The following is a 22,413-nucleotide window of genomic DNA, read 5'->3' on the forward strand; positions in this document are numbered from 1 at the left end:
AATCGGTGCCGGCGCCTCGGCTCCGGCCCGACGGCGCCCTGGAGTGCAGGCTCCAGGGCGCCTGTCTTTTTTTGCCGCCGTTGCCAGGAGCCCGAATGCTGCCATCCCGTCAGGACCCATCCGCCGTTCTCGCAGAAGCCGTTGCTGCTCCACTACGCCAAAGCCTGCTGGAACGCCCGGGCGTCGCTCCCGCCGGCTTGCGCTCCCTCCTCCGCGACCTCGGCGTGCCGTATGTTTCCAACGGCGTAATCGGCTTCATCTTTTCCGCCTCAGGACCCATAGCCGTAACCTTGGCCGTGGGAACGGCGGGGGGACTTACCGAAGGCCAACTCGCGTCCTGGGTGTTCGGCATCCTATTTTCGGGCGGGGCAGCCACCCTGGTCATGTCTCTCCTCTATCGACAGCCTCTGGGCTTCGCCTGGTCCATTCCCGGGACTGTGCTCCTGGGCCCGTCCCTGCAACACCTGTCCTTCCCGGAAGTGGTTGGGGCCTTCTTCACGTCCGGAATTCTCGTCCTCGCGCTGGGCGCCACCGGGGTGGTGCGCCGGATCATGGCTGTCGTCCCGATGCCGATCGTCATGGCCATGGTGGCCGCGGTATTCCTAAAGTTCGGTACAGATGTCGTGACCTCGACCCAAGCAAACCCCGTGGTGGCAGCCCCCATGGTGATCGTCTTTCTGGTCCTCACCGCTGTACCAGCCCTCGGCCGAGTCCTTCCGCCTGTGCTCGGCACCCTGGCGATCGGGTGCGTTGCCGTGGCTGCCAGTGGTCAATTCTCATTCCACGGGGGCCCGATTTTGGCCTCGCCGGCCTTCACCCTTCCCGAGTTCACCTGGGCTGCCCAGCTCGAGCTTGTGGTTCCCCTGGCTCTTACCGTGTTGTTCGTTCAGAACGGCCAAGGCATCGCCGTTCTCCGGGCGGCCGGCCACACTCCGCCGGTCAACGTGTTCGCGATTGTTTCGGGCGCGTTTTCGCTGCTTAACGCATGCTGCGGGGCTGTCTCAGCGTGCGTTACTGGCCCCACCAATGCGCTCCTGACATCCTCAGGAACCAGGCAGCGTCAGTACGCGTCTGCCGTGGTGTTCGGCGTCCTGGCCATCGGCTGCGCTCTTTTCCGCTCGCGGACCCGGATTCCGTCCTCCGCGGTGATCGTGGCCCCGGGGCATAGTGTGATCCAAATGATCCCGCCCCCGATATCGTCGACCGTGACATTGACCGTGACATTGACCGGGCCGGCACCCGGGCCGGCACCCGGGACGGCCCGGGGAGCCCCGCCAGCCACATCAGCCACGTCGGGTGCGGTCCCAGCGGCTGACGGGGCGCGGTTTGTTGCAGTTCGGAATTGCGTGGTCATCGGTCCCCCGGGAACGAATTCGACTGCGGCGGTTCGGCGCAGCGTGGCCCGGGATCTGCCACAGCCCGGCAGAGGCCAGAGTACCCGCGAACGGACCATGCGTCTACGAACCCGTAGCGCCACTCCTACCATGCCACCCCCACCCAGACCCGGGACAGGCCCCCGGGGGGGCTACCGCATCATGGGCGATCCCGTCGTTTATCGTGGTCCCCATGCGCGCGTGGCCGATCATAGCTAAGGCGCCGGGACGCTGCGCCCCATCCACGAATATTCGATTGCGGTTGATCCGAGCTGTGGTTCACCACGCGGCGTCGAGCTTTGGCGTTTCTCGGAAGCCACCCGGATTCAAGACCCATCTGACGTACTCAACCCACTCGCCCGGATCGCAAAATGGGGAGTTGTTCCCCAACGAGAGTTTCTTTCCAAGTACGTCATTGGTCGTCAACGTAGGCTTGCGCGGGCATCCCGAACGCGCAGGTGGTCAATCTCCGGCCCAGCAGCGAAGCAGTTGTTGTAGCTCGATCTTGATTGCTCCGGCGTCTCGTCGAAGGTTGTCCACCGTTTCGGTCAAGAACTCGGAAGCCCATCCGTCATCGTCATCATGGATACCGACGAACTCGCTGGTGCCGTTCCAGGCCTCTGCCCATCGGCATCCAAGACCGTGCAAAAGGTCGCTCCTGCATGGAGTCCGAGCCGCAACCAGAACCCGGCTGTCGCCTCGGGAACGTCAGCCCCCGAAGTCTTGACCGTCGATTAGGAACGTGCCCCAACCCCTCGTTTCATTACCATCGCGCGCAACACAGGCACCCATGGGGCCGGACCGTCTGCATCCCGAAGCTGAGGCGCCGCCCCCTGACAGACGTCGGGCCCTTGACCACCCAGCAGAGCAACGCGGACATCGTCGACCGATACCCCGCGGCGGGACGCCCGATTCCATGGTATGAGCTACGGCCTCCACCGCGGTCCGGATGCTGGGAAACCTTCCCGCCTTCTCTTGTTGGTATCCTCCGGGAATGATCAACACCATCCAGGCCGTCATTCTCGGCGTCATCCAGGGAATCACTGAACTTTTTCCGATTTCGAGCCTCGGCCACAGCGTCATCATTCCGAAACTCTTTGGCTGGAACCTTGATCAGAATGCGCCCTCGTTCCTGACCTTCCTCATCGCCACGCATCTGGCAACGGCCATTGTCTTGTTTCTGTTCTTCCTCAAGGACTGGATCGAGGTCTTCAAAGGCCTCGGTCGTTCCATCCGCGACCGGAACGTCCTACCGGAAGACACGTACGCAAAACTCGGCTGGCTGCTAATCCTGGGCACCATCCCGGCCGGGATCCTGGGTCTGGCCCTCGAGAAGCCGATCCGCGCCCTGTTCGCTTCACCCCTGCTGTCCGCCGTATTTCTCGTCGTCAATGGCCTCATCCTCTTCACCGCCGAGCGGCTCCGCCGCAGGGAGGGCCATCGTGCATCGGCCCAGGCCCCGGCGACAAACGCAGCTGTCGCCGATGCCGAAATCGCCAAACTCTCCTGGAAACAAGCACTCGGCATCGGCACCGCACAAGCAGCCGCACTCGTCCCGGGTATCTCCCGCTCCGGATCCTCGATGGTCGGCGGGCTGCTCTCGGGCCTCAACAACGAGAATGCCGCCCGGTTCAGTTTCCTGCTGGCCACCCCCATTATCGGCGCTGCCGCCATCCTGAAATTGCCTGAGCTCTTCAGCCCCGCCATGGCCGATGAACGCCCCGCGTTTCTCATCGGAGCGCTCTGCTCCGCCGCCGCCGCCTGGTTCTCCACCAAGTTCCTGCTCCGGTTTTTCGAGACCCGGACCCTCACGCCGTTCGCCATTTACTGCGTGGCGGGCGGAGTTCTCTACTTCGCCCTGATGCTCATCATCGGCTAAGCCGACCACCGGCCGAGTCCAGGCCGACCACGACGGTTAAACCCCGGCCCGGAGCACCCCGGGCGGCTCGCAGCGGGCCTGCCTGACGACGGAGCTTCACCGGTCCTGGACCCCCGATAGTCGACGCCCGGCAGTACAGTGCCAACAATGCCTAGGAGCCACAGGTGGGCAGCCTCGTCCGGTCAGAGCGCGTAGCGCCGGGATCGTCCGGGGATCATGTCCTTGACCAAGGCGATTCTGCCAGTGACCGTCACGGTGAACCATTGCCCGGAAGAATGGTCATGGCCTGCGAATCGCCCGAATTCGGTCTGAATCAGCACCTGCCGGCTAACCCGCCACAGGGCCGATTGGGTCCGCGAGGGGCCGGGAACGTCCGCAAGGAGCGAGCTCTCAACGGTGGAGGCGGCCGCTCATCGACGAGGCCATTCCTCGTGACTAACGCCCCGGCCGCGGGCTGACAGGGCAGGCCGCCCTCGCGGCCGTGAAACACGCCTGCCGCGGGCTCCGCCTTCGCACCGTCCGGGCGCCCTTGGACGGAGCCTTCACCGTCGCAGGGAAGAAAGAACTCTCTTACCCGGGGTTCGTGGCCGGGGTGGGCCAACCACACCGTCACCTCCACCGAAACCGGCGGACAGGGCGGCCACAACCACCGATCCTTGTCTGCTCCTTCGGGCGGGTGGTTCAAAGCAGGTCCGTGCGCCTCTGGGGACACGCTGCAGGCCATCCTCGTGGCGCCAATCGAACAGTACCGCACCCCCGTCACGCCGTCCTACCTGAACTCCGAGCCTGAGACAGTCGCCTTCGAAAACCCGCCGACGCCAACATCCTCATGCAGCGGCACCACGCCGTCGAAGCTGCCAAGGGTCGACGGGCGACCTTGATGGCGGTCGTTGCCACCCGGCAGATGCAGTCATGCCGTCTTGGTGCGCCGAAGGCTTTCCCTCTCCCCGTGCGGTCCCAGAGGTGAACATTCCCTTAATGCTGGCCCGATGCAGAGGAACGGGCCGGCTTTCAGCCTAGTCTCGTTAGAGACCGAAAGACGCCCGGGTGGCACCGGCCGAGGATACGGGGATGTCATGGCGAACAGCAGAGTCAAACGCGTTGTGGTGATGGTCCAGGAAAACCACACGACCGATAATTACTTCCGGGGACTTGGCCCGTATGGGGCCAACGTTGCTACCGACTGGCCGATCCAGGCCAATCCTCCCGCGTCGGACCAGCCCCACGACCGGCACGCCTACTACAGCTGGCTCACCGGACAGCACAAGGCAACGCGGACCCAATTCCAGACCGTGACGGACGTTCCCTTCTACGCGTATCTGGCGCTGACCGGGGCTTTCCTTGAAAACCATTGCAGCGGTTTCGGCACGAACTCCACCCCGAATCATCTGCTGATCATCGGCGGCCAGTCACCAACTCTGCGCAATCCGTCCAGGACTCTGCCTCCTCCGTTGTGGGACATGCCTTCGGTGCCTGGGCTCGCGGCCGACGCCGGTGTCGGCTGGGCCTGCTACACCGGCAGCAGCAACTACCCTGCCGGGTTCTACAAGCAACTCAACGGCTCCAAAAATTTGATCCCCAACTCGCATTTCGTCGCCGACGCCGCCGCCGGGAAACTGCCGCCGCTGACCTATCTCTGGCACAACTCCCCCGAAGACGAACACCCCACCGCCGATGTCACGATCGGAATGAACAAAATCTGGGAATCCGTCGACGCGGTCGTAAAATCAGGTGGCTGGGACGAGACAGTGTTCCTGCTCACCTGGGATGACTGGGGCGGCTGGGATGACCACGTCGCGACCCCCAACGTCGAACACACCCCCGACGGGGTGCAACTCGCTTACGGCCCGCGGGTACCGCTGCTCATATTCGGCGGCCCGGTGAAACCGGGCATCGACAGCCGCTGGTCCAACCACGCCGGCATCCCGAAAACTGTGATGCAGCTCCTCGGACTGCCGAAGCTCGGCGTGGACCGCGTCGATAATGACCCCGGCCTCAAGGACCTGATTGATCCCGCCCTCCACAATCCGGTACCGCCCGCCTACGGAACAAAGATCACGCTTCCGTCTCCGCCTCAGCCGACCCCCAAGCCCCACCCGGTGCCGGCACCTCCCGTGGCGGCATCGGCTCCGGTGGCTCCGGTGGCACTACGTGGCGGCGGGACCCTGCCGCCGCCGAACAATGTTCCCCTAAAACCAGCGAAGCCCTGAATAATGACCCTCCTAGGAACGGAGCTATTTGATGTCTGCGCAGAGCAACAACGCCCCTAACCCCGGCCAGGGCAGTGTCCCCCTCGCCGGCTCGGAACGCCCGGCCGCCGCAAGGATTCAAGCCACCCACGGGCCCGTCGATCCTTCCCGCAGGATTGAAGTGACCGTGATCCTGCGCCGTCAGGAACAGCTGACGCAAATACCCGCCGAACCAATGTCCCGCGAGGAACTCGCTGGCCGCCACGGAGCCTCCACCGAAGACCTGCGGCTTGCCACCGAAACGTTCACCCGGCTCGGAGTCGAAATCCTCGACGCCGACCCCGCATCCCGCCGATTGCGCCTCGCCGGCACTGTCGAACAGCTAAGCCAGGTCTTCGGGACCAGCCTGGAGGAAGTGACCAGCAGCGGGCCCCACGGACACGACATCACCCACCGGCACCGGACCGGAACCCTGCAGATCCCAGCAGAGCTGGATGGAATCATCACGGCCGTTCTGGGCCTGGACGACCGCCCCCAGGCGCGTGCCCAGTTCCATGCCATCCCGCTGGCCGCAGCCAGCACCAGCTACACCGCGCCTGAACTGGCAAGGATCTACAACTTCCCTGCCGGCGCAGACGGCACCGGCCAGTGCGTGGCCATCATCGAGCTCGGCGGCGGCTTCGGCCAGGCGGACCTCGACACCTATTTCGGAGGTCTGGGAATCGCCGGACCCAAGGTGACCGCGGTGGGTGTTGACGGCGCCGCCAACCAGCCCGGGCAGGACCCAACAGGAGCGGATGGCGAAGTGCTGCTCGACATCGAGGTGGTCGGCGCTCTGGCACCGAAGGCGGACATCCTCGTCTACTTCGCCCCAAACACCGACGCAGGGTTCCTCGACGCGGTTATCAACGCCTCCCACACCACCCCTGCGCCGGCTTCGATCAGCATCAGCTGGGGCCAGAGCGAAGACGCCTGGACCGTCCAGGCACGAACGGTCTTTGACCAGGCACTCGCCGACGCCTCCGCGCTCGGCGTGACCGTCACGGCGGCCGCCGGGGACAACGGCAGCGCCGACGGGGCTACCGATGGAAGAGACCATGCAGATTTCCCGGCCTCCAGCCCGCACGCGCTGGCTTGCGGAGGTACCCGCCTGGACGCCGACCCGGCCCTCGGAAAGATCCGGTCCGAAACCGTTTGGAACGACGGCCCCCACTCCTCCACAGGAGGGGGCTACAGCGATACCCTCCCCACCCCGGCATGGCAAAACGGGCTGGCCCCCCACGCACGACACCACAAACCGGCGCCGACTCCTGCACCCGGCGGCCATGGGCGCGGCCTCCCGGACGTCAGCGCCGTCGCTGATCCGCAGACCGGGTACAAGGTCAGAGTTGATGGCAAGGACATGGTCATCGGAGGCACCAGCGCCGTCGCGCCTCTCTGGGCCGCACTCGTCGCTCTGCTCGCCCAATCAACCAACCGTCGCTTCGGCCAAATCCAGCCCCTGCTTTACAGCCGAACGGCCGGTTTCCACGACATCACCACCGGAAACAACGGCACCTACCATGCCGCACCCGGCTGGGATCCTTGCACCGGGCTAGGCAGCCCCGACGGAGCAGCCCTGCTGGCGGCCGTCAAGTCCGGACACTGAACCGACTTCGACTCGTCGGCGAGGCGTGACGTCTTTACCTAAGCGGCCCCTTCCAAGGCCTGGGTCGGGCCGTCGCGCTGAAAGCTCTTCAATGCCGGGAACGCGGCCGGCCCTCGACGCTTCGAAGCGGACATGCGGTTCCTGGGCGCCTTCAACCACCCCGCCCTGGCGACCCCCTACGACGCCGGCACGATGGTGTCGCCGATCGAGCCCCTGGCTTGTCCCGACGTTCCGGGCAAGGCCGTGTCCTGGTCAGGGGACGACTTGGATGTAGCCCATCATGCCATTGTCCTCGTGGGCGGCAATGTGGCAGTGGAACATCCACCGTCCGGGGTAGTCTGTGAAGGCCTGGCGGATCACGACCTTGCCCGGGGTGCCGTCCGTAGCGTGAGGGACGATGACGGTGTCCTGTCTGTGGGGGGCGGAGAGCGGGGTGCCGTTGGTGCTCATGACTTGGAAGGCATTCGTGTGCATGTGGAAGGGGTGGTCTTCGCCCGACGTGTTCAGGATCGTCCACTCTTCTACCGTCCCGAGCTTCGCCGCCGTGTCGAAGGTTGGCCGGTCCATGGCGAACTGCCTGCCATTGATGTCGAACGAGTTGCCGGAGGGATCCTCTGAGAGCACGACGGTGCGGCTTTGAGCGGACACAGCTCCTCTGAGATCCGCTTCCGCGCCGTGAAGCAGGGTACCTGCCGGCAGCGGATCGGTGGTTGTGACGGCTGCCGAACCTGAGACGTCGAGTTTCATCAGCTGAGTGTCCGGGTACGAGTCGCCCTGGGGGCCGTTGCTGTAGGCAAGGGTGTGCAGCCAGGTGGTGCCCGCAGTCTGAGCTGCCGTGACGAGGACGTCATACCTCTTCCCGGGGGGAAGGAGAAGCTCGGCTGCATCGGCGGCGGCAGGGTATTCGTTGCCGTCTTCGGCCAGCACCCTGAAGCGGTAGCCTCCGAGCTGGAGCCGGTAGAAGATATCGGCTCCGATATTGGCCAGCCGCCACAGCTGGGTCTCGCCGGGGCGCATCGACAGGACAGGACGGAGTTGGCCGTTGACAAGACGCACCGTGTCGGCGTTGGAGTCGATCGAGGTAGCCGCGGTGTTCTGCACGATCTTGCCTGCCTTATCAATCTGCGCGTCCCGGAGCACCATGTCATGGACCGGAACATCGCGGAGCGAGGCGGGCAGGGATGCTCGATTGTCGCCGACGACCAGCTCACCGGACAGGCCGGCAGAGATCTGGTTCTCAACATCTCCCGGAACGAAGGAGGCAGAAGGCATGTGGTGGGCGTGGCCGCCAGTTCCGGTCTCTGCTGGGCAGCTGGTACCCATGGCGTGGCTGTGGTACCAGAACGTACCCTGCGGGTGGTCGGCCGGGAGGTCGAGGTGGTACGTATATGACGCCCCCGCCGGGATGCACAGGAAGGGGTTGTCCGAGCTGCCCTCCGGGGACGTGTGAAGGCCATGAAAGTGGAGGCTCGTTGCGACCCGGAGACGGTTGTGGAGGGTGATCGAGGACGTCGTGCCGGGCTCGAGGTGCAGTGTCGGGGCGGCAAGTGTGGTTCCGCCATAGGTTTGCCCCCAAACCTCCTTGCCGGAGACGGTAAGGCGGGTCTTCGCCGCGTCCAGGGTGATGTCCATCTTGTCTGTGCTGACGGCGCCCGGATCGGCAAGCGAGGCGCCAGGGCTCATGCCCTGCTCCTGCTCCGCCGTGGTCCGTATGGTCAGGGGGGCGGCGACAGCTCCTGCCGTGAGAAGGGCTGCAGCGACTGCGGCAGCCACCGCAGCCAAGACCCTTCCGTTGATGCGCGGCCGGTGCGCGTCTTCAAGGTGCATGTGGTGCTCCAAAAGGTTTCGGATGGGAGGGATCGAGCAGTGGGCAAAAGGCTCGAACGGGACTCTTCGTCGGGAACATGCCGGGGGCGCCTGGCCCCCAATTACGCAGAATGGGCTTCATTGCTGCTTAGGCAAGCCTTACCTATGGAAGAAGATACACGACACCATCTACGACCTAAAATCCGAAGAGGCGGCTGCGAAGTGGTGGCATGTGCGTCGGCTGGCGGTCAGCTGTTTGGGCCAGCGCTGTCAATCACAGGGGATCCGGCCACGCATGCCCGGTTTGCCTAAGACGATGCCGCTATGAGCGTCAACGTCAACGGTCGATGTTGGCGGGCTGTGCCGGCGGCGCATCTGTCCGTCACAGGGCATCAACGGTTGCGCCTCGCCGCTTCGTCCCGGACAAGGTGCCCCAAAGGGGTGGAGCGGAGAATCCGCTCCCTGTTCGCCCTCGATTCACTGGGGAGTTCAGATTCGGTCATGTTGCAGCCTCAAGGTAGGGATCTTGGTCACCCGCCAAGGGCCGGACAGGTCTTGCGTGATGTTGGGAGTTATGGTGCAGGCGATCGTTCAAGGCAGGCCCGCGGGCCGGCCTGTAGCCTCCCGCGGCAGGTCCGGGCTCCGGTCCCCCGTGGCGTATTTGTTGATTCTCCCGGCATTGGCGATCTTCCTGGTTTTCACCATCGGGCCAACGGTTTTCACGTTTGTGGTCAGTACTTTCAAGTGGAACTGGCTGAACCCGGACCAGAATAAGTTCGTGGGCCTGGCCAATTATCAGATGCTGGTCGACGGCTCACAGGATCCGCCGTTTACCGGTACCTTGCTGACCTCGGCCTACTTCGTTGTGGCCATGGTGGTGGGTGGAACGGCGATCTCGCTGAGCCTGGCAATGTTGCTGCGGCGAGCCGGAAGAGTCAATGTTGCCGCCCGCACCGCGGCCTTCCTGGCCCACGTCACCCCGCTGGTGGCGACGTCGATTGTCTGGGTCTGGATTTTCAATCCCCGCTTCGGTTTGGCCAATCTGGTCCTGAGCTGGTTCGGTATCGCCAATATCGACTGGCTCGGGGATTCCCGCTACGCCATGCCCGCCGTGATCATCTACTCGCTGTGGCATGAAATCGGCTTCACCACGGTGATCTTTCTCGGCGGCCTGACCACCATTTCCACGGAGCTTTCCGAGGCGGCGAGGCTCGACGGTTGCAACGGCTGGCAAGAATTTTGGAACGTCACGTTCCCGCAGCTTCGTCCGGTCGTCATCTTCGTCATCGTGGTCTCCTCGGTGGCTTCCCTGCAGGCGTTCACCCAGTTCTTCATGATGACCAGCGGGGGCCCGGGATTCGACACGGCAACGCTGGGCTTCCAGCTTTACCAACAGGCGTTCGTATTCCGGAAAACCGGGTACGCGGCCGCGCTGGCTGTCGTCCTGTTCGGCATCACTGTAGCGCTCTCGATCCTTCAGCTGCGCACGACCCGGTCTTTGGACCGGACCAGCTGAGAAGTTCTCAGACACCACCCCTTACACACAGGAGTACAAAATGACGCGAAACATCAAACCTGCCCCCCTGGCCGGCCGACGTCGGACACTCGCGACGACGGTTCTGGTTGCCGCCGGGCTGACGCTGAGCGCCTGCGGCACCGGCAGCAACACCGCGGCGTCCGGCAGCTCCGTGCCGGCGGACACCGGCGCGCCGGCAACGATCACCTTCATGGAAGCGATGTCATCCGGGGCGCAGAAAACTGCGTTGGCCAAAATGACCAAAGACTTCATGGACAAGAACCCCAACATCAAGGTCGAGCTGCAGGACCAACCCGACTACGGGACGCTGCAGACCAAAATCAACGCCCAGACGGCGGCGGGAACGCCCCCAACGATCGCCCAGGTGTACGGAAACTGGGCCGACGAATTCGCGGCCAGCCAGGTGATCGTCCCGCTCGATGACTACGCAGCGCAAAGCGATCAGTACAAGAGCTTCTTTGCCGGCATCAAAAAGGACATGAAGCTCACCGACGGCAAAACGTGGATGTGGCCGTTCAACAAGTCCGTCGTGGTCCAGTACTACAACCCGAACATGGTGCCCGCGGCGCCCAAGACCTGGGACGAGTTCGCTGCTGCCGCCAAGACAGCCTCCACCGGCAACACTGTCGCCCTGTCCATGGACCCGGGCAGTTCTTCGGGACCGGCCGGCGGCACGGCCTTCTTTGAAATCCTCGCCGAGTCGATGGGCGACACCGTCTTCGCAGCCGACGGTACACCGCAGTTCACCAAAGACGGGGCCGTCAAGGCGATGGATTACCTGGTCAAGATGAAGAAAGACGGATCGCTGATGCTCGGGACCAACTACCCCGGCCAGGCAGCACTGGGCGGCGGGACGGGCGCGTTCGATCTGTCCTCCGTGGCCAGCTACCCGTATAACCTCAAGGCCGTAGGAGACAAGTTCAAACTCGGCGTCGCTGCGCTGCCCTCTGGCTCGAAGGGCTCCGCCAACCAGCTGGCCGGCACCAACATGGCGCTTTTCGCCAAGAGTTCCGACGCGGAAAAAGCCGCCGCGTGGAAATACATGCAGTTCCTGACCTCCCCGGAGGAAATGGCTTACTGGTCTGCCACCACCGGCTACCTGCCGGTCAGCAAGGACGCCATGGACCAGCCCGTGTTCAAGGACTACGCCGCCAAGACACCCTTCGTGACCGAAGCCGCCACCCAGCTTGACTCGGCCACGCCGCTGCCGCCGAAGGCGTGGATCAGCAAGGCCTCCGGTGCTTTGGCCCAGGCCATCCAGGCCGCTGTGAACGGGACGGCGAGCTCGAAGGATGCCCTGGCCGCCGCCCAGGACTCGGCGATGAAGGCCATGAAGGGTTCCCAGTAGTTCCCGTGGAAACGAAAACACCCAAGAGGACCGCGGTCACTCCAGCGCAGGAGGACGCCCGGGCCAAACAAACCGGCCAGCCCCCCAGGTCTTTGCGCTCCGGCCCGGGGCGGCCGGGCCTGACTCGATGGCGGCACCGCGTACGGCTGGGACCGCTGTTGCGGCCCTGGGTCGCGGCCGCCGTCGGGTTCCTGTTTCTGGTCCCCATACTCTGGATGCTCATCACCAGCGTCGCGTCCGATGCGGACGTCTTCACTTTCCCGCCCAGGCTCTGGCCGGCCTGGGACTTCTCCAACTACGCCCGGGCGTGGGGGAAGAGCCCTTGGCTGGCCTACTTCGGGAACACCGTATTGATCGCCGGCTGCGTCGTCCTGCTGGTCCTTATCACCTCGCTGCTTGCCGGGTTCGCCTTCGCCCTCATGCGGTTCCGCGGCAAGGGGGCCCTCTTCCTGCTGGTTATGAGCGCCATGATGGTGCCGCAGACCGTACTCCTGATTCCCAATTTCATCATTGCGCAGAAGCTGGGGTGGTACGACACCTACCTGATCCAGATCATTCCTTGGGGCGCGTCGGTATTCGGCATCTTCCTGCTGCGCCAGTTCTTCCTCACCCTTCCCAAGGAACTTTTCGAAGCGGCGGAGATTGACGGAGCCGGACCGATCCGGATGCTGTTCTCGGTGGCCGCGCCGCTTGCTGCTCCCAGCCTTGTCCTGGTGGGGTTGAACTCTTTCATGGGCTCCTGGAACGCGTTCGTCTGGCCCTACATCATGACCAAGTCGGACGCGGTCCGGCCCATCGAAGTGGGACTTCAGGCCTTTTACGGGACCGAGGGAACCGACTGGACAGGACTGTGCGCAGCGGTGTCATTCACCACGCTGCCCATCATCGTGCTCTTTCTGTTCCTGCAAAAGTACTTTGTCACCGGCACCTACGGTACGCAGGGCAGCGTCCGCGGCTAGTGAAACACAACAAGATCAACACCCACGAACGGGGCCTGGCATGACAACGATTGAATTCTTCGGCGGGATCGGGGTGATCGGATCCTCCAAGATTATGATCTCGACGCCCACTGCGCGAGTGCTGCTGGACATGGGGCTGGATATCCCGGCCGAACGTGACCTCTTCCGCGCGCCGGTGCGCGAACGCCCCGGCTTCGAACTGCGGGACCGCCTCGCCGTCGGGTTCGCACCCGAAATTCCGGGGGTCTACGACCCGGCCCAACTGGATCCGGGCGCAACCCTGGGCCGGCCCCATCACCGATCAACTGCGGTCTTCCTCTCGCACGCCCATCTGGACCACGACGGCGCGCTCGGCTTCCTCCGGCCCGACGTCCCCGTCCACGCGCACCCGGACACGGTGTTGTTGGAGGCCGCCATAGCGGTGTCCGGGACGGGCGGCCCCGGCAACCGACCCGAGCTGACCCCCATGACCGGAACCGTAACCGTCGGGGACATCGCCGTAGAGGCCGTCCCGGTGGACCACGACATCCCTGGCGCCTGCGGATTCCTGGTCACCACACCGGACGGGACGCTGGCGTACACGGGGGATCTGAACTTCCACCGTGACGGCGCCCGGTTCAGCCAAGGATTCGTAGACCGCGCCGCGGGCGTAGACATGCTGGTCACCGAAACGACCATGCTCTCCTTCGACATCCCCGCCGGCGCAGGGGAACCCCGCACCGAGGCGGAAGTACTCGATCTGGCCGAAGAGGCTATGAGCAGGGCGCCCGGACTGGCCCTTGTGAGCATGTATGTCCGCGATGTCGACCGCGCCCAACGCCTCATGGCCCGGGCAGCCGCCCATGGCCGCACCATGGTGTGGCCCGGGCAGTCCGCGGCGCTCCTTCACCACCTCGGGGTCGAGGGCGTCACTACGTGGGACGGATCCCGCCCACAGACCCGCTGCCATGTCGAAGCCGTGGCCCGGGCCGAAGCCTCCGGCCACGGAAGGATCCGCACCGTCAGCCTGGACGCCGTCCGGGCTTCCCCCTCCTCGTTCCTGATCCAACCGGACGTCTCGGACGTCCCCAGCCTCCTGGACCTCCCGCTTGCCGCCCCGCATCGGCCGCCGGGAACGTTTCTGCCCTTCATCCACGCCCAAGGCGAGCCGCTGGGCCCGTTCATGGCCAACTGGCACACCTACATGGAATGGCTGGAACGGCTCGATGTCACCTTTGTCGGCATCGGCTCCTCCGGGCATGCCACCGGAGAAGCGCTGCACAAGATGGTCATGGACATCCACCCGGGTGTTGTGGTGCCCATCCACGGATTCCGGCCCGAAGCCCTCCAGGTGGACGTGCCCAGACTCCTCCCTGAATACGGCACCTCGTACACTCTTAACGGCCGTGCCCTCCGCTAGGCACGTCGCCGGCCGCAGGAACCCCGACCGCGCAGCTGCGGGCCCGCCGCGGCCCGCTACTCCCCAAACTGAACATCACATCGGAACACGCGTTCCCCTGGATCGAGAGTCACCCGTGAGCCCCTTCCCCTCGGCCGAAGATGACCACGATACGGCCTTCGACTCACCATTGCCTCTGCTCGTCCTAGACTTTGACGGCACCGTCTGTCTCGGGGACGGGCCGGTGCATGCCTACGCAGACGCCGCAGCGCGACGTCTGCCCGCACGCACCAGCGCACCGCTGCTCACTACATTGCAACGGTTCCTCAACAGCGCACCGGGCTCCAGGGCCTACCCGGACGGATATGCAGCCGTTGCGGACTTGTTCGGCGCCTACCTTCCGCAAGATCAGCTCAGTGCCGCCTTTACCGAAAGCCGCCAGCGCCTGGCCGCCGGCGAAGTGGCAATTACGGCCCCGCCCGGCCTCGCCAGGTTCCTCGACGGCCTTACCGGCCGTGCGCTCCGTGTCCTAGTGACCAATGCACCTCACGTCGGCGTGCTCGAAAGCCTCCGGACACTCGGCCTCCAGGACCACGTAGACGTGGTAAGAGCCGACGCCTCAAAACCGCACGGCTTCGCCACCCTGCTCCCCCTGATGCTCCGACACCGGGCACCCCGCCGACTGCTCAGCGTCGGCGACATCTGGGAAAACGACCTCCGGCTCCCCCTTGAAGCCGGCTGCGCCACGGCCTACATCGACCGCTTCAACCACCAGAGCGGTCCCTCCACCTTGCGCGGCCCTGACTTCCCGGCCCTCTACCCGGCCATCCAGGCCTGGGCGGATAACCCCGACGGGTTCCACGAGGGGCACCGCGTAACCGCCTCCGCCATGGCCGCAGGCGGCGCATCGAAGGCCACTCACGCGTGACCATTTGGTGCCCGCGGAGGACGCGCGGCGCCCGGAAGCGCGGCATCGCTCGACCACCAGCCGAGCGTCGAGCTTCACTGGAACACCGCCGCGATGAACTTCAGTCAGGACCCGTCCGGAATCGCTACGGTCCAAACATCTCGTGGAGATTTCAGTGGATTACGGTGAGGTCTACAGCTGCATGATCATTGCGACGCTCTTCGCCATTGCCCTGGGCAGTTACGCCTTGGCGTCTACCTTATGGGTTGCCGCGAGCGGCAACCCGCTGGTCGCCGCCCGTGACCCGACACCCCCACGGCAAGATTCGACGAAGTGAGGTCCCGAACGGGGAACCTTGGCGGGCGGCCCCGAGTCGGGACCTGGAGTCGCGCAGGCGGAAGTCTCAACGGCGCCGGAATTTGGTCTATTCTCGCTCGGCGATTTCCCTAACACCCGCCACAAGGATGTCCCACATGCCCTTCGAGTGCTTAGCTTCCTCGGCAGTTGCGTTGTTGTCCTGTGAGAGCGTCAGTTCCGTCGAGTCGGTCTCGCCCTCCAGAGTCCACGTGAGCGTGTGGTAATTCTCGGGCTTATCCTCGCGGCCGCCGAGCGGGCTGAAATGCGTATGTACGAGCCGTCGTCCAGGTTCAAACTCGAGGATCGTGCCCTTGTCCTCATATTCCTTGCCTTTCCATACGCCTCGCCAGACGATCGGGCCGCCGATTGCCCAGTCGGTCACGACGTCCGCGCCAAACATAAATTCCCGGATTGCGTCCCGGTCGGTGAGCACGGACCATACACGGCTTGTTGGCGCCTCGATCATGATGGTCGAAGTGGCGACATACTTCCCAGTCATTGTTTCCCTTTCAATCGGAAGCAGTTAGCGGCCGGACCGCCTGGCACAGACGTTACTCCGCTGATCGGAACGCCCGTAAGCCGGCCCCCACCGTGACACCCTCGGGCCACGCCAACGAGCGTGTTCCTCCCAGTGTGAAATGGCGGTCGTTTCGAAGTCCTATTTGTCACCCTTCAGCCAGCAGGGGGATGGCGCAACGGACGCGAACCATCATTCTTATGGCTCAGTCAGCTCGGTGAAGCCTTCCTGGGCGTAAGGACCGTGATCATCGGTCCCACAGCTCAACACCGCCTCAACATCCGGGCCGATATAGCCTAGACAGGACGTTGGTCCCGCCGGGCCGGCCCGCCGCCCTCATGGGTCGGCCCGGAACGAAGAGAAGAGTCTCATCGCCATGAACGAACCTGGCTGGGTCCAGCACGCCATCTGGTGGCAGGTCTATCCCCTCGGCTTCGTCGGCGCGGAGAAGACCGCGACGCCGGAACCTGCCGCTGACCGCCGGCTGCTGGACCTTGTCCCGTGGCTCGACTACGCGGTGGAACTCGGGGCATCGGGGCTGGCCCTCGGCCCCATCTTCGAATCGGAGACGCACGGGTACGACACCACAGATTACTTCCGAATCGATCCCAGGCTCGGCTCCGAGCAGGACTTCAGCACCCTGGTGGCCGAGGCACACCGTCGCGGACTGCGCATACTGCTCGACGGCGTCTTCAACCACGCCGGGCGCTCCTTCGCGCCGTTCCAGGATGTCCTCGCACGCGGGCCGGAAGCGGACACCGCCGCCTGGTTCTCGCTGGAATGGCCGGACGGCGCCGCTCCCGGCGGCGAACCCGCGTACCGCGACTTTGAGGGCCACCACCACCTCGTGGCGCTCAACCATGACGAGCCGGCAGTAGCTGATTTCGTCATTGAAGTCATGGAGTACTGGTTGCGCCGGGGTGCGGACGGCTGGCGACTCGACGCCGCCTATGCCGTCCCGTCGGCGTTTTGGGCCACGGTCACGGCGCACGTCCGGTCATCCCATCCGGACGCGTACTTCGTGGGCGAGTACATCCACGGCGACTATGCATCGGAGGTCCGGTCCGGCGGCCTCCATTCCGCCACGCAGTACGAGCTCTGGAAGGCTGTCTGGAGTTCGCTCAACGACGCGAACTTCTTCGAACTCGCAGCCGCATTGGAACGACACAACGCACTCCTGGGCTCCTACGCACCGCTCACCTTCATCGGCAACCACGATGTGACCCGCATCTCGAGCAAGCTCACCGATGCAGCGCTCGTCCCGCACGCCGTCGTCGTCCTGCTCACGGTCGGCGGAACGCCGTCCATCTACTACGGCGACGAGCAGGGCTACCGGGGCATCAAGGAGGACAGGGCAGGGGGCGACGACGAAGTGAGGCCGGTCTTCCCCTCCTCCCCCGACCAGCTCTCGGCCGCGGGAGGCCCCACCTTCGCCATGCACCAGGAGCTCATTGGGGTGCGGAGGCGGAACCCGTGGCTTCACCGTGCGAGCACAGACGTCCTCCAGCTCTCCAATGAGGTGCTTGTATACCGCATCGCGGCGGGCGCCGATGCGCTCGTGGTCGCACTGAACCTCACGCACGATACCCAGCGGATCAGGGCCGCGGGCGCCACCATCGTCGTAGCCGGACAAGCGACACTCAATGACGGTGCGAACGCCGCCCTGGTGCCACCGCGAGGGTGGGCCGTCCTAGGCTGAGGCAGCTGCGAGAGGACGCCCTATCGAATGTTCTTCTCCCGGGCCTTCAAGACGCATCGACTGCCCGTGAGCCGGTCCCACGCCGGAGCAATCACTACCCAAGCTTTCCGGATCACAATCGCCGCGTTTGCGGGCCGGCGGATCCTCGTAACACCAGCCCGCAAAATTGCCCGGTGATGGGAGGCTAAACGGGACGTCCAAAACAATGACCAGGCACCTCCTCGGATATGCCCGCTTATCCCCCGACGTCCAAGACCTCACCGCAAGGAACTATGCACTGGATGCTCTGGGAGTGCCAGCGGAGAAGACGCTCACCAGCCGAGTACCCGCCCGTGCCGACCGGGCACGTCCCGGGCTCAAGGACGCGCTAGCGCCCGACCGTCAACAGACCCGTCCAGGTCATTCACTTACCTAGCAACGTCGCCATGAACAGTCATGACATCCCAGCAAGGCGTCGACGCTCCCCCGGCCAGCGTCCAGTCATGCAGTTAGCGCAGCTCACGGCCATGATCGGGTAGCGGCGCCACCGCTGCCCGAAACCACGAGAAGGAGCCGCCGGCCACAGCAACGGCACACCAACAAAACTAGGCCCCGAAGGGGCCCATAAGCGAACAGTTTGTGCACACTCAGAGGCCAAAAAGCCACTGAACAGGGAAAACACGTGCCCGAGGTGGGACTCGAACCGGGTTCCAGCACTTGAATTTCCGCCACTCCCCCGGAAACCTCCGCAATCCGGCCCAGTCCGGCACCAGTACGACACGATCCGAAGCCCAAGGTGTGCACATTGTGCACACCCTCTTTCTTGCCCACTGCGGCGTCCCCAACCCGGCTGTATAAACGGCCGTCCAGGTGGGGCAGCCGTGTCTTTCGGGCGATTTCGCTCCGACATGAAGCGCTGACCTTCGGAACCGGACCGGCCCCGAACAAGCACCGCACCAGGGGGCGGCCCTCATGCTGAAATTCGACAATCCTCATGGCGGCGGGGTCCTCCTTTCCGAACACCTCATGGAGAAGCGAACAGTAACCTGCATGACCGACCGAGGGGCCGGGATTATGCGAAGTGAACACGCACCACCAACGGCGCGCCGCAACCGGCCAGCGGCCGGCGACCAAAACTCACATTGCGGAACTCCGCCCCATGAGCCACCGACATGGCCGACATCCTTCCGCCAGCCCCCGTGAGGTAGAACAGTCCGGCGGCGGCACCAAAGACGAGGGCCATCCGCCGCCACTCCAAGCCCCGCAGCCGGGCCCACACCCGCCGCCGGACGCGGAGGACCAGCAGGATGGCCAGGGCCACTATGCCGATCTTGAGTCCCACAAAGTGGGGCCCGGCCTGCCATATCGGGTTTCCGGTTTGGAGAGAGAACACCCGGGTCCAACCTTTCGTTGCCACCAGTCTCGGTTCGTGATGCTAGGCAGAGGCTACCGGATGCACCTCGGTGGCAGCCCTCAGGAACGTCCCGACGGATCCGCCAACCAGGCAGCAGACAGCGGGACGCTTCCGGCCGGGACGCAGGACGCCTGGGATCAGCGCACAACGGTGCGGTGGCCCGCATCAAGGCGCTGGGTCCAGCCGCGGGAATCAAGATGTTCCAGCAGCGGGATCGCGATCCGGCGCGTCGTGTCGAGCGCCTGACGTGCCTGGCTCGTAGTGAACGGCTGATCCAGGGCGGCGAGGGCTCGCATCGCCAGGGCCGGCGCCGTTGGCAGCAGCACCACTCCGTCACGCAGCCGAAGTACGCGCCCCGCGCGTTCGGCGGCGGCCAATTCCCGGCTGCCCAGGCCGAGTTTGGTCAGCTCGTCAGCTTCAGGAGCCTGGAAGGGGTGCGCGGTAAGCCGGTGTTCCAACCCGGCGATTGCCGGCTCGATGGGTCCGAGGTTGTCGCGGCTGCCGGGAACCCGGATGTGGCCGCCGTCAGCTTCCAGCTGTGCACCATCGACGACGTGCGGCAGCAACCTTTCATCGGGCAGGGCGAGTAGGCCCACGGCCGCCCCCATCGACAGCCCGGGGGCCAGCGGGTCCCGTTGCTGTAACTCCTCGACGGCGGCAAGCAGACGCTGCTGCCAGGCCTCGAGGACGGGAGCATGCACCCACCAGTTACCGAGCACCCGCAGGCCCGGCAGCTGGGCCGGGTCCTGGCCGGACAGCAGCCCGAGCCGGCCAAGGTGGTCTGCCTGAACCGCCCCGCGGGCTGCCACTTCTCCCAGGAGATCACCGGCGGGATCCATTCCAGCGAGCCGCTGCGCCCAGTTGGCGCCGTCGCCGCGTCGGAGGAGCGCCGGCGGGTCGGCGTCGAGGATGCGGGCACCGCCCAGCACGGAGCGCCGCCCCGGGTCACGCAACACCAGGCGGTCCCCGAGAACCAGCGGCAGGCGCCTGTCGAGGACGAGCCGGGCGTGGTCCGCGCCGAAAGGCCGGAGCCGGGCCGGCACCGAAGCGGTTCCCACGTGCACCATGAGTTGCTCCGGCACGTCCGTATAGGCGACGCCTGAGGTGCGTTGAATACCGACGACGCCGGTGGTGGGCCACGCTTCAGGGGTCACCAGGGCATCTCCCCGGCGGATCTCGGCGGCGGCGACGTCGCGAAGATTCAACGCCACCCGGCTGACCGGCTCCACCGAGTCACGGGCAGTGTCGCAGCTCTGCAGGCCGCGGATTACCACCGGCCGGGAATTATCGTGCCCGACAAGCTCCATCCGGTCACCCCGGGCGAGCGTCCCTGCCGCCAGTGTTCCGGTGACCACCGTTCCCGAACCGGTGATGGTGAAGGACCGGTCCACCCACAACCGGACGCGTCCGGTGGTGGCGGGTGCAGTTACCCGGGCCAGGACGTCGTCGAGTGCGCTACGCAGCTCGGTCAGGCCGGTTCCCTCTATGGCCGACACCGCAACCGAGGGCGCGGCCTGCAGCCCCGTTCCGGCCAGCTCAGCGCGGGTCCTGGCGAGTACGTCGGCCAGACGCTGCCCCGAGGCCCGGTCCGCCCGGCTCAGCACCACCACGCCTTGTTCGATGCCGAGGGCAAGGACGGCGTCGCGGTGGTCGCTTGATTGCGCCTGCCACCCCTCGTCCGCGGCGACGACGAAGCAGACGACCGGCGCCGGACCGATTCCCGCAAGCATGTTGCCGAGGAACCGTTCGTGGCCGGGGACGTCAACGAACGCTACGTCCTGGCCGGAGGGCAGGGTGGTCCAGGCATAGCCAAGGTCGATGGTCAGGCCGCGGCGCCGTTCCTCCTCCCACCGGTCCGGCTCCATGCCGGTGAGGGCGCGGACCAGGGTGCTCTTGCCGGAATCGACGTGCCCGGCTGTGGCGATGACATGCACTGTTCAGCCCTCTCGGCCTGCATCGGCAACCGTCAGGGCTGTCCGGGCCTGCCGTACCGCGTCGAGAATCCGTTCATCGTCGGCAGGGGGTACGCAGCGCAGGTCGATCAGGCAGGCACCGTCGTGGACGCGCGGCAGTACGGCCGGATCGCCCGTGCGCAGATGGGGTGCAAGGCGTTCCGGGAGCCGCAGCGCCCACCCCGGCAAAGGAACTCCGGGGGCGCCCCCGCCGCCCACCCTGCCGTCGTGGGCCACGACGGGCAGATCGAGGGCCGCGGCAAGCTTGTCCGTTCGCCGCCGTAACTGATCGACGTCGGCGTGCAGGGCCTGGAGGACCGGTGGCGGTCCCCCGGCGAGCGTCGCCTCCAGTGCGGCGAGGGCGAGTTTGTCGGCGCGGACCGCCCGGGCCAGCGGGTGGTGGGCCAACCGCGCGATAACTTCCTTGCGGCCCAGCAACAGGCCCGCCTGGGGGCCGCCCAGCAGCTTGTCGCCGCTGGCGATGACGACGTCGGCCCCTGCCACCAACGCCGAAGTCACGTCCGGTTCATCGGGCAGGAGTGGGTCCGGCCCCAGCAGCCCACTGCCGAGGTCAGCGACGAGAGGCACGCCGTTGGACACGGTCAGCGGGCTCAGTTCGTGCAGCGGCACGGCCGACGTGAAGCCGTCCACCCGGAAGTTGCTCGGATGGACCTTGAGCACACAACCGGTTTGCGGTCCCAGAGCGCCTGCGTAGTCGTGCAGGTGGGTGCGGTTCGTCGTGCCGACCTCGCGAAGCGTCGCACCGGTTGATTCCATCAAGTCGGTCAACCGGAAGCCGGCACCGATTTCGACCAGTTCGCCGCGGCTGATGACCACCTCCCGGCCGGCGGCCAAGGCGGTCGTGGCCAAAACCAGTGCCGCCGCACCGTTGTTGACCACCAGAGCGTCCTCGGCGGCGGGGCAGGCGGCGAGCAATGCAGCCCGGGCACCAGCTCCCCTGCGAGAGCGGGTCCCGTCGACGAGGTCCAGCTCCACGTCAACGTAGCCGCTGGCGGTGACAAGGGCGTCCACGGCGGCTTCGGAGAGCGGGGCGCGCCCGAGGTTCGTATGGACGACGACGCCGGTGGCGTTCAGCACTGCGTGCAGCGTTGTTGCCCGCCGTGCGGAGAGGGCGGCCAGCAGTGTCTGCTCGACCAGCCCCGGCGCAAGTTCGCCGCGCCGCGCCCGCTCCTGGGCCTGCCTGATGAGCTCACGGATGACCCGCTCACTGAGCCGGGTCCTGGCCTCGCGGACGGCTGGCAGCGCCAGGAGATCATTGGTCCGGGGTATCAGGCGCCGGGGGTCGATGTGGTCCACAGCCCTCCTCCTCCGGTGCCGGCGGTGATGCTTGAAGTTGGCGGTGGCGGACGGGAATCGAACCCGCCAGGCCGAGATGCTCAGCCGCACCGGTTTTGAAGACCGGGGGGCCCACCAGGACCCGGACGCCACCGCGCATCAATATAGCAGGGTT

At 65.5% G+C, this 22,413-nt stretch carries 15 protein-coding genes and 1 tRNA gene; 10 read left to right on the forward strand and 6 right to left on the reverse strand.

Translation table 11 applies throughout. The features are described 5' to 3' along the window. The first annotated feature begins 95 nt into the window (after nt 1-95). From ABLI39_RS02150 to ABLI39_RS02165, 4 genes are all read left to right on the forward strand, one after another. A complete protein-coding gene (locus tag ABLI39_RS02150) occupies nt 96-1,592 on the forward strand; it encodes a benzoate/H(+) symporter BenE family transporter (RefSeq protein WP_349411723.1) in 1,497 nt (498 codons plus the stop codon). A gap of 775 nt (nt 1,593-2,367) precedes the next feature. Then, a complete protein-coding gene (locus ABLI39_RS02155; protein WP_349411724.1) occupies nt 2,368-3,252 on the forward strand; it encodes an undecaprenyl-diphosphate phosphatase in 885 nt (294 codons plus the stop codon). Between the two features lie 1,076 nt (nt 3,253-4,328). Further along, nucleotides 4,329-5,462 (forward strand): alkaline phosphatase family protein, encoded by a 1,134-nt coding sequence (locus ABLI39_RS02160; protein WP_349411726.1) that lies wholly within the window; start codon nt 4,329-4,331, stop codon nt 5,460-5,462. A 31-nt stretch (nt 5,463-5,493) separates the two neighbouring features. Next, entirely contained in the window at nt 5,494-7,089 is a 1,596-nt protein-coding gene (locus ABLI39_RS02165) for a S53 family peptidase (RefSeq protein ID WP_349411727.1), read from the forward strand. A 252-nt stretch (nt 7,090-7,341) separates the two neighbouring features. Here the strand turns inward: ABLI39_RS02165 and ABLI39_RS02170 are convergent, their stop codons facing one another. Continuing rightward, nucleotides 7,342-8,916 (reverse strand): multicopper oxidase family protein, encoded by a 1,575-nt coding sequence (locus tag ABLI39_RS02170; protein WP_349411728.1) that lies wholly within the window; start codon nt 8,914-8,916, stop codon nt 7,342-7,344. Between the two features lie 658 nt (nt 8,917-9,574). Here ABLI39_RS02170 and ABLI39_RS02175 point away from each other — a divergent pair. The 5 genes from ABLI39_RS02175 (at nt 9,575) to ABLI39_RS02195 (ending at nt 15,045) form a co-directional block, all read left to right on the forward strand. Continuing rightward, complete coding sequence (locus ABLI39_RS02175; RefSeq protein ID WP_349411729.1) at nt 9,575-10,411, forward strand: carbohydrate ABC transporter permease; 837 nt, start codon at nt 9,575-9,577, stop codon at nt 10,409-10,411. A 40-nt stretch (nt 10,412-10,451) separates the two neighbouring features. Continuing rightward, nucleotides 10,452-11,780 (forward strand): ABC transporter substrate-binding protein, encoded by a 1,329-nt coding sequence (locus ABLI39_RS02180; RefSeq protein WP_349411731.1) that lies wholly within the window; start codon nt 10,452-10,454, stop codon nt 11,778-11,780. A gap of 215 nt (nt 11,781-11,995) precedes the next feature. Beyond that, nucleotides 11,996-12,739 (forward strand): carbohydrate ABC transporter permease, encoded by a 744-nt coding sequence (locus tag ABLI39_RS02185; RefSeq protein ID WP_349411732.1) that lies wholly within the window; start codon nt 11,996-11,998, stop codon nt 12,737-12,739. A 40-nt stretch (nt 12,740-12,779) separates the two neighbouring features. Next, complete coding sequence (locus ABLI39_RS02190) at nt 12,780-14,138, forward strand: MBL fold metallo-hydrolase (RefSeq protein WP_349411733.1); 1,359 nt, start codon at nt 12,780-12,782, stop codon at nt 14,136-14,138. Between the two features lie 115 nt (nt 14,139-14,253). Further along, nucleotides 14,254-15,045, forward strand: coding sequence for an HAD family hydrolase (locus ABLI39_RS02195; protein WP_349411734.1), 792 nt, complete (start codon nt 14,254-14,256; stop codon nt 15,043-15,045). A gap of 403 nt (nt 15,046-15,448) precedes the next feature. On the opposite strand, the gene ABLI39_RS02200 is transcribed toward ABLI39_RS02195, so the two are convergent. Beyond that, a complete protein-coding gene (locus ABLI39_RS02200; protein WP_349411736.1) occupies nt 15,449-15,880 on the reverse strand; it encodes an SRPBCC domain-containing protein in 432 nt (143 codons plus the stop codon). Nucleotides 15,881-16,274: 394 nt separating this feature from the next. On the opposite strand from ABLI39_RS02200, the gene ABLI39_RS02205 reads away from it, so the two are divergent. Then, entirely contained in the window at nt 16,275-17,597 is a 1,323-nt protein-coding gene (locus ABLI39_RS02205; protein ID WP_349411737.1) for an alpha-amylase family protein, read from the forward strand. A 1,051-nt stretch (nt 17,598-18,648) separates the two neighbouring features. Here ABLI39_RS02205 and ABLI39_RS02210 read toward each other — a convergent pair. From ABLI39_RS02210 to ABLI39_RS02225, 4 genes are all read right to left on the reverse strand, one after another. Continuing rightward, a complete protein-coding gene (locus tag ABLI39_RS02210; protein WP_349411738.1) occupies nt 18,649-18,897 on the reverse strand; it encodes a hypothetical protein in 249 nt (82 codons plus the stop codon). Nucleotides 18,898-19,127: 230 nt separating this feature from the next. Further along, nucleotides 19,128-20,924, reverse strand: coding sequence for a selenocysteine-specific translation elongation factor (selB, locus tag ABLI39_RS02215; RefSeq protein ID WP_349411739.1), 1,797 nt, complete (start codon nt 20,922-20,924; stop codon nt 19,128-19,130). A gap of 3 nt (nt 20,925-20,927) precedes the next feature. Continuing rightward, a complete protein-coding gene (gene selA, locus ABLI39_RS02220; protein ID WP_349411740.1) occupies nt 20,928-22,259 on the reverse strand; it encodes an L-seryl-tRNA(Sec) selenium transferase in 1,332 nt (443 codons plus the stop codon). 38 nt (nt 22,260-22,297) lie between these two features. Next, nucleotides 22,298-22,392 (reverse strand) — tRNA-Sec (locus ABLI39_RS02225). Nucleotides 22,393-22,413 lie beyond the last annotated feature (21 nt).

Origin of the sequence: Pseudarthrobacter sp. B907 (genome assembly GCF_040137805.1) — a bacterium.
Lineage (GTDB): Bacteria > Actinomycetota > Actinomycetes > Actinomycetales > Micrococcaceae > Arthrobacter.

Excerpts from the sequence above, each read along its gene's own strand:
- ABLI39_RS02150 (WP_349411723.1), top strand. The coding sequence starts at position 96 with ATGCTGCCATCCCGTCAGGACCCATCCGCCGTTCTCGCAGAAGCCGTT.
- ABLI39_RS02155 (WP_349411724.1), top strand. The coding sequence starts at position 2,368 with ATGATCAACACCATCCAGGCCGTCATTCTCGGCGTCATCCAGGGAATC.
- ABLI39_RS02160 (WP_349411726.1), top strand. The coding sequence starts at position 4,329 with ATGGCGAACAGCAGAGTCAAACGCGTTGTGGTGATGGTCCAGGAAAAC.
- ABLI39_RS02165 (WP_349411727.1), top strand. The coding sequence starts at position 5,494 with ATGTCTGCGCAGAGCAACAACGCCCCTAACCCCGGCCAGGGCAGTGTC.
- ABLI39_RS02170 (WP_349411728.1), bottom strand. The coding sequence starts at position 8,916 with ATGCACCTTGAAGACGCGCACCGGCCGCGCATCAACGGAAGGGTCTTG.
- ABLI39_RS02180 (WP_349411731.1), top strand. The coding sequence starts at position 10,452 with ATGACGCGAAACATCAAACCTGCCCCCCTGGCCGGCCGACGTCGGACA.
- ABLI39_RS02185 (WP_349411732.1), top strand. The coding sequence starts at position 11,996 with ATGCTCATCACCAGCGTCGCGTCCGATGCGGACGTCTTCACTTTCCCG.
- ABLI39_RS02190 (WP_349411733.1), top strand. The coding sequence starts at position 12,780 with ATGACAACGATTGAATTCTTCGGCGGGATCGGGGTGATCGGATCCTCC.
- ABLI39_RS02200 (WP_349411736.1), bottom strand. The coding sequence starts at position 15,880 with ATGACTGGGAAGTATGTCGCCACTTCGACCATCATGATCGAGGCGCCA.
- ABLI39_RS02205 (WP_349411737.1), top strand. The coding sequence starts at position 16,275 with ATGAACGAACCTGGCTGGGTCCAGCACGCCATCTGGTGGCAGGTCTAT.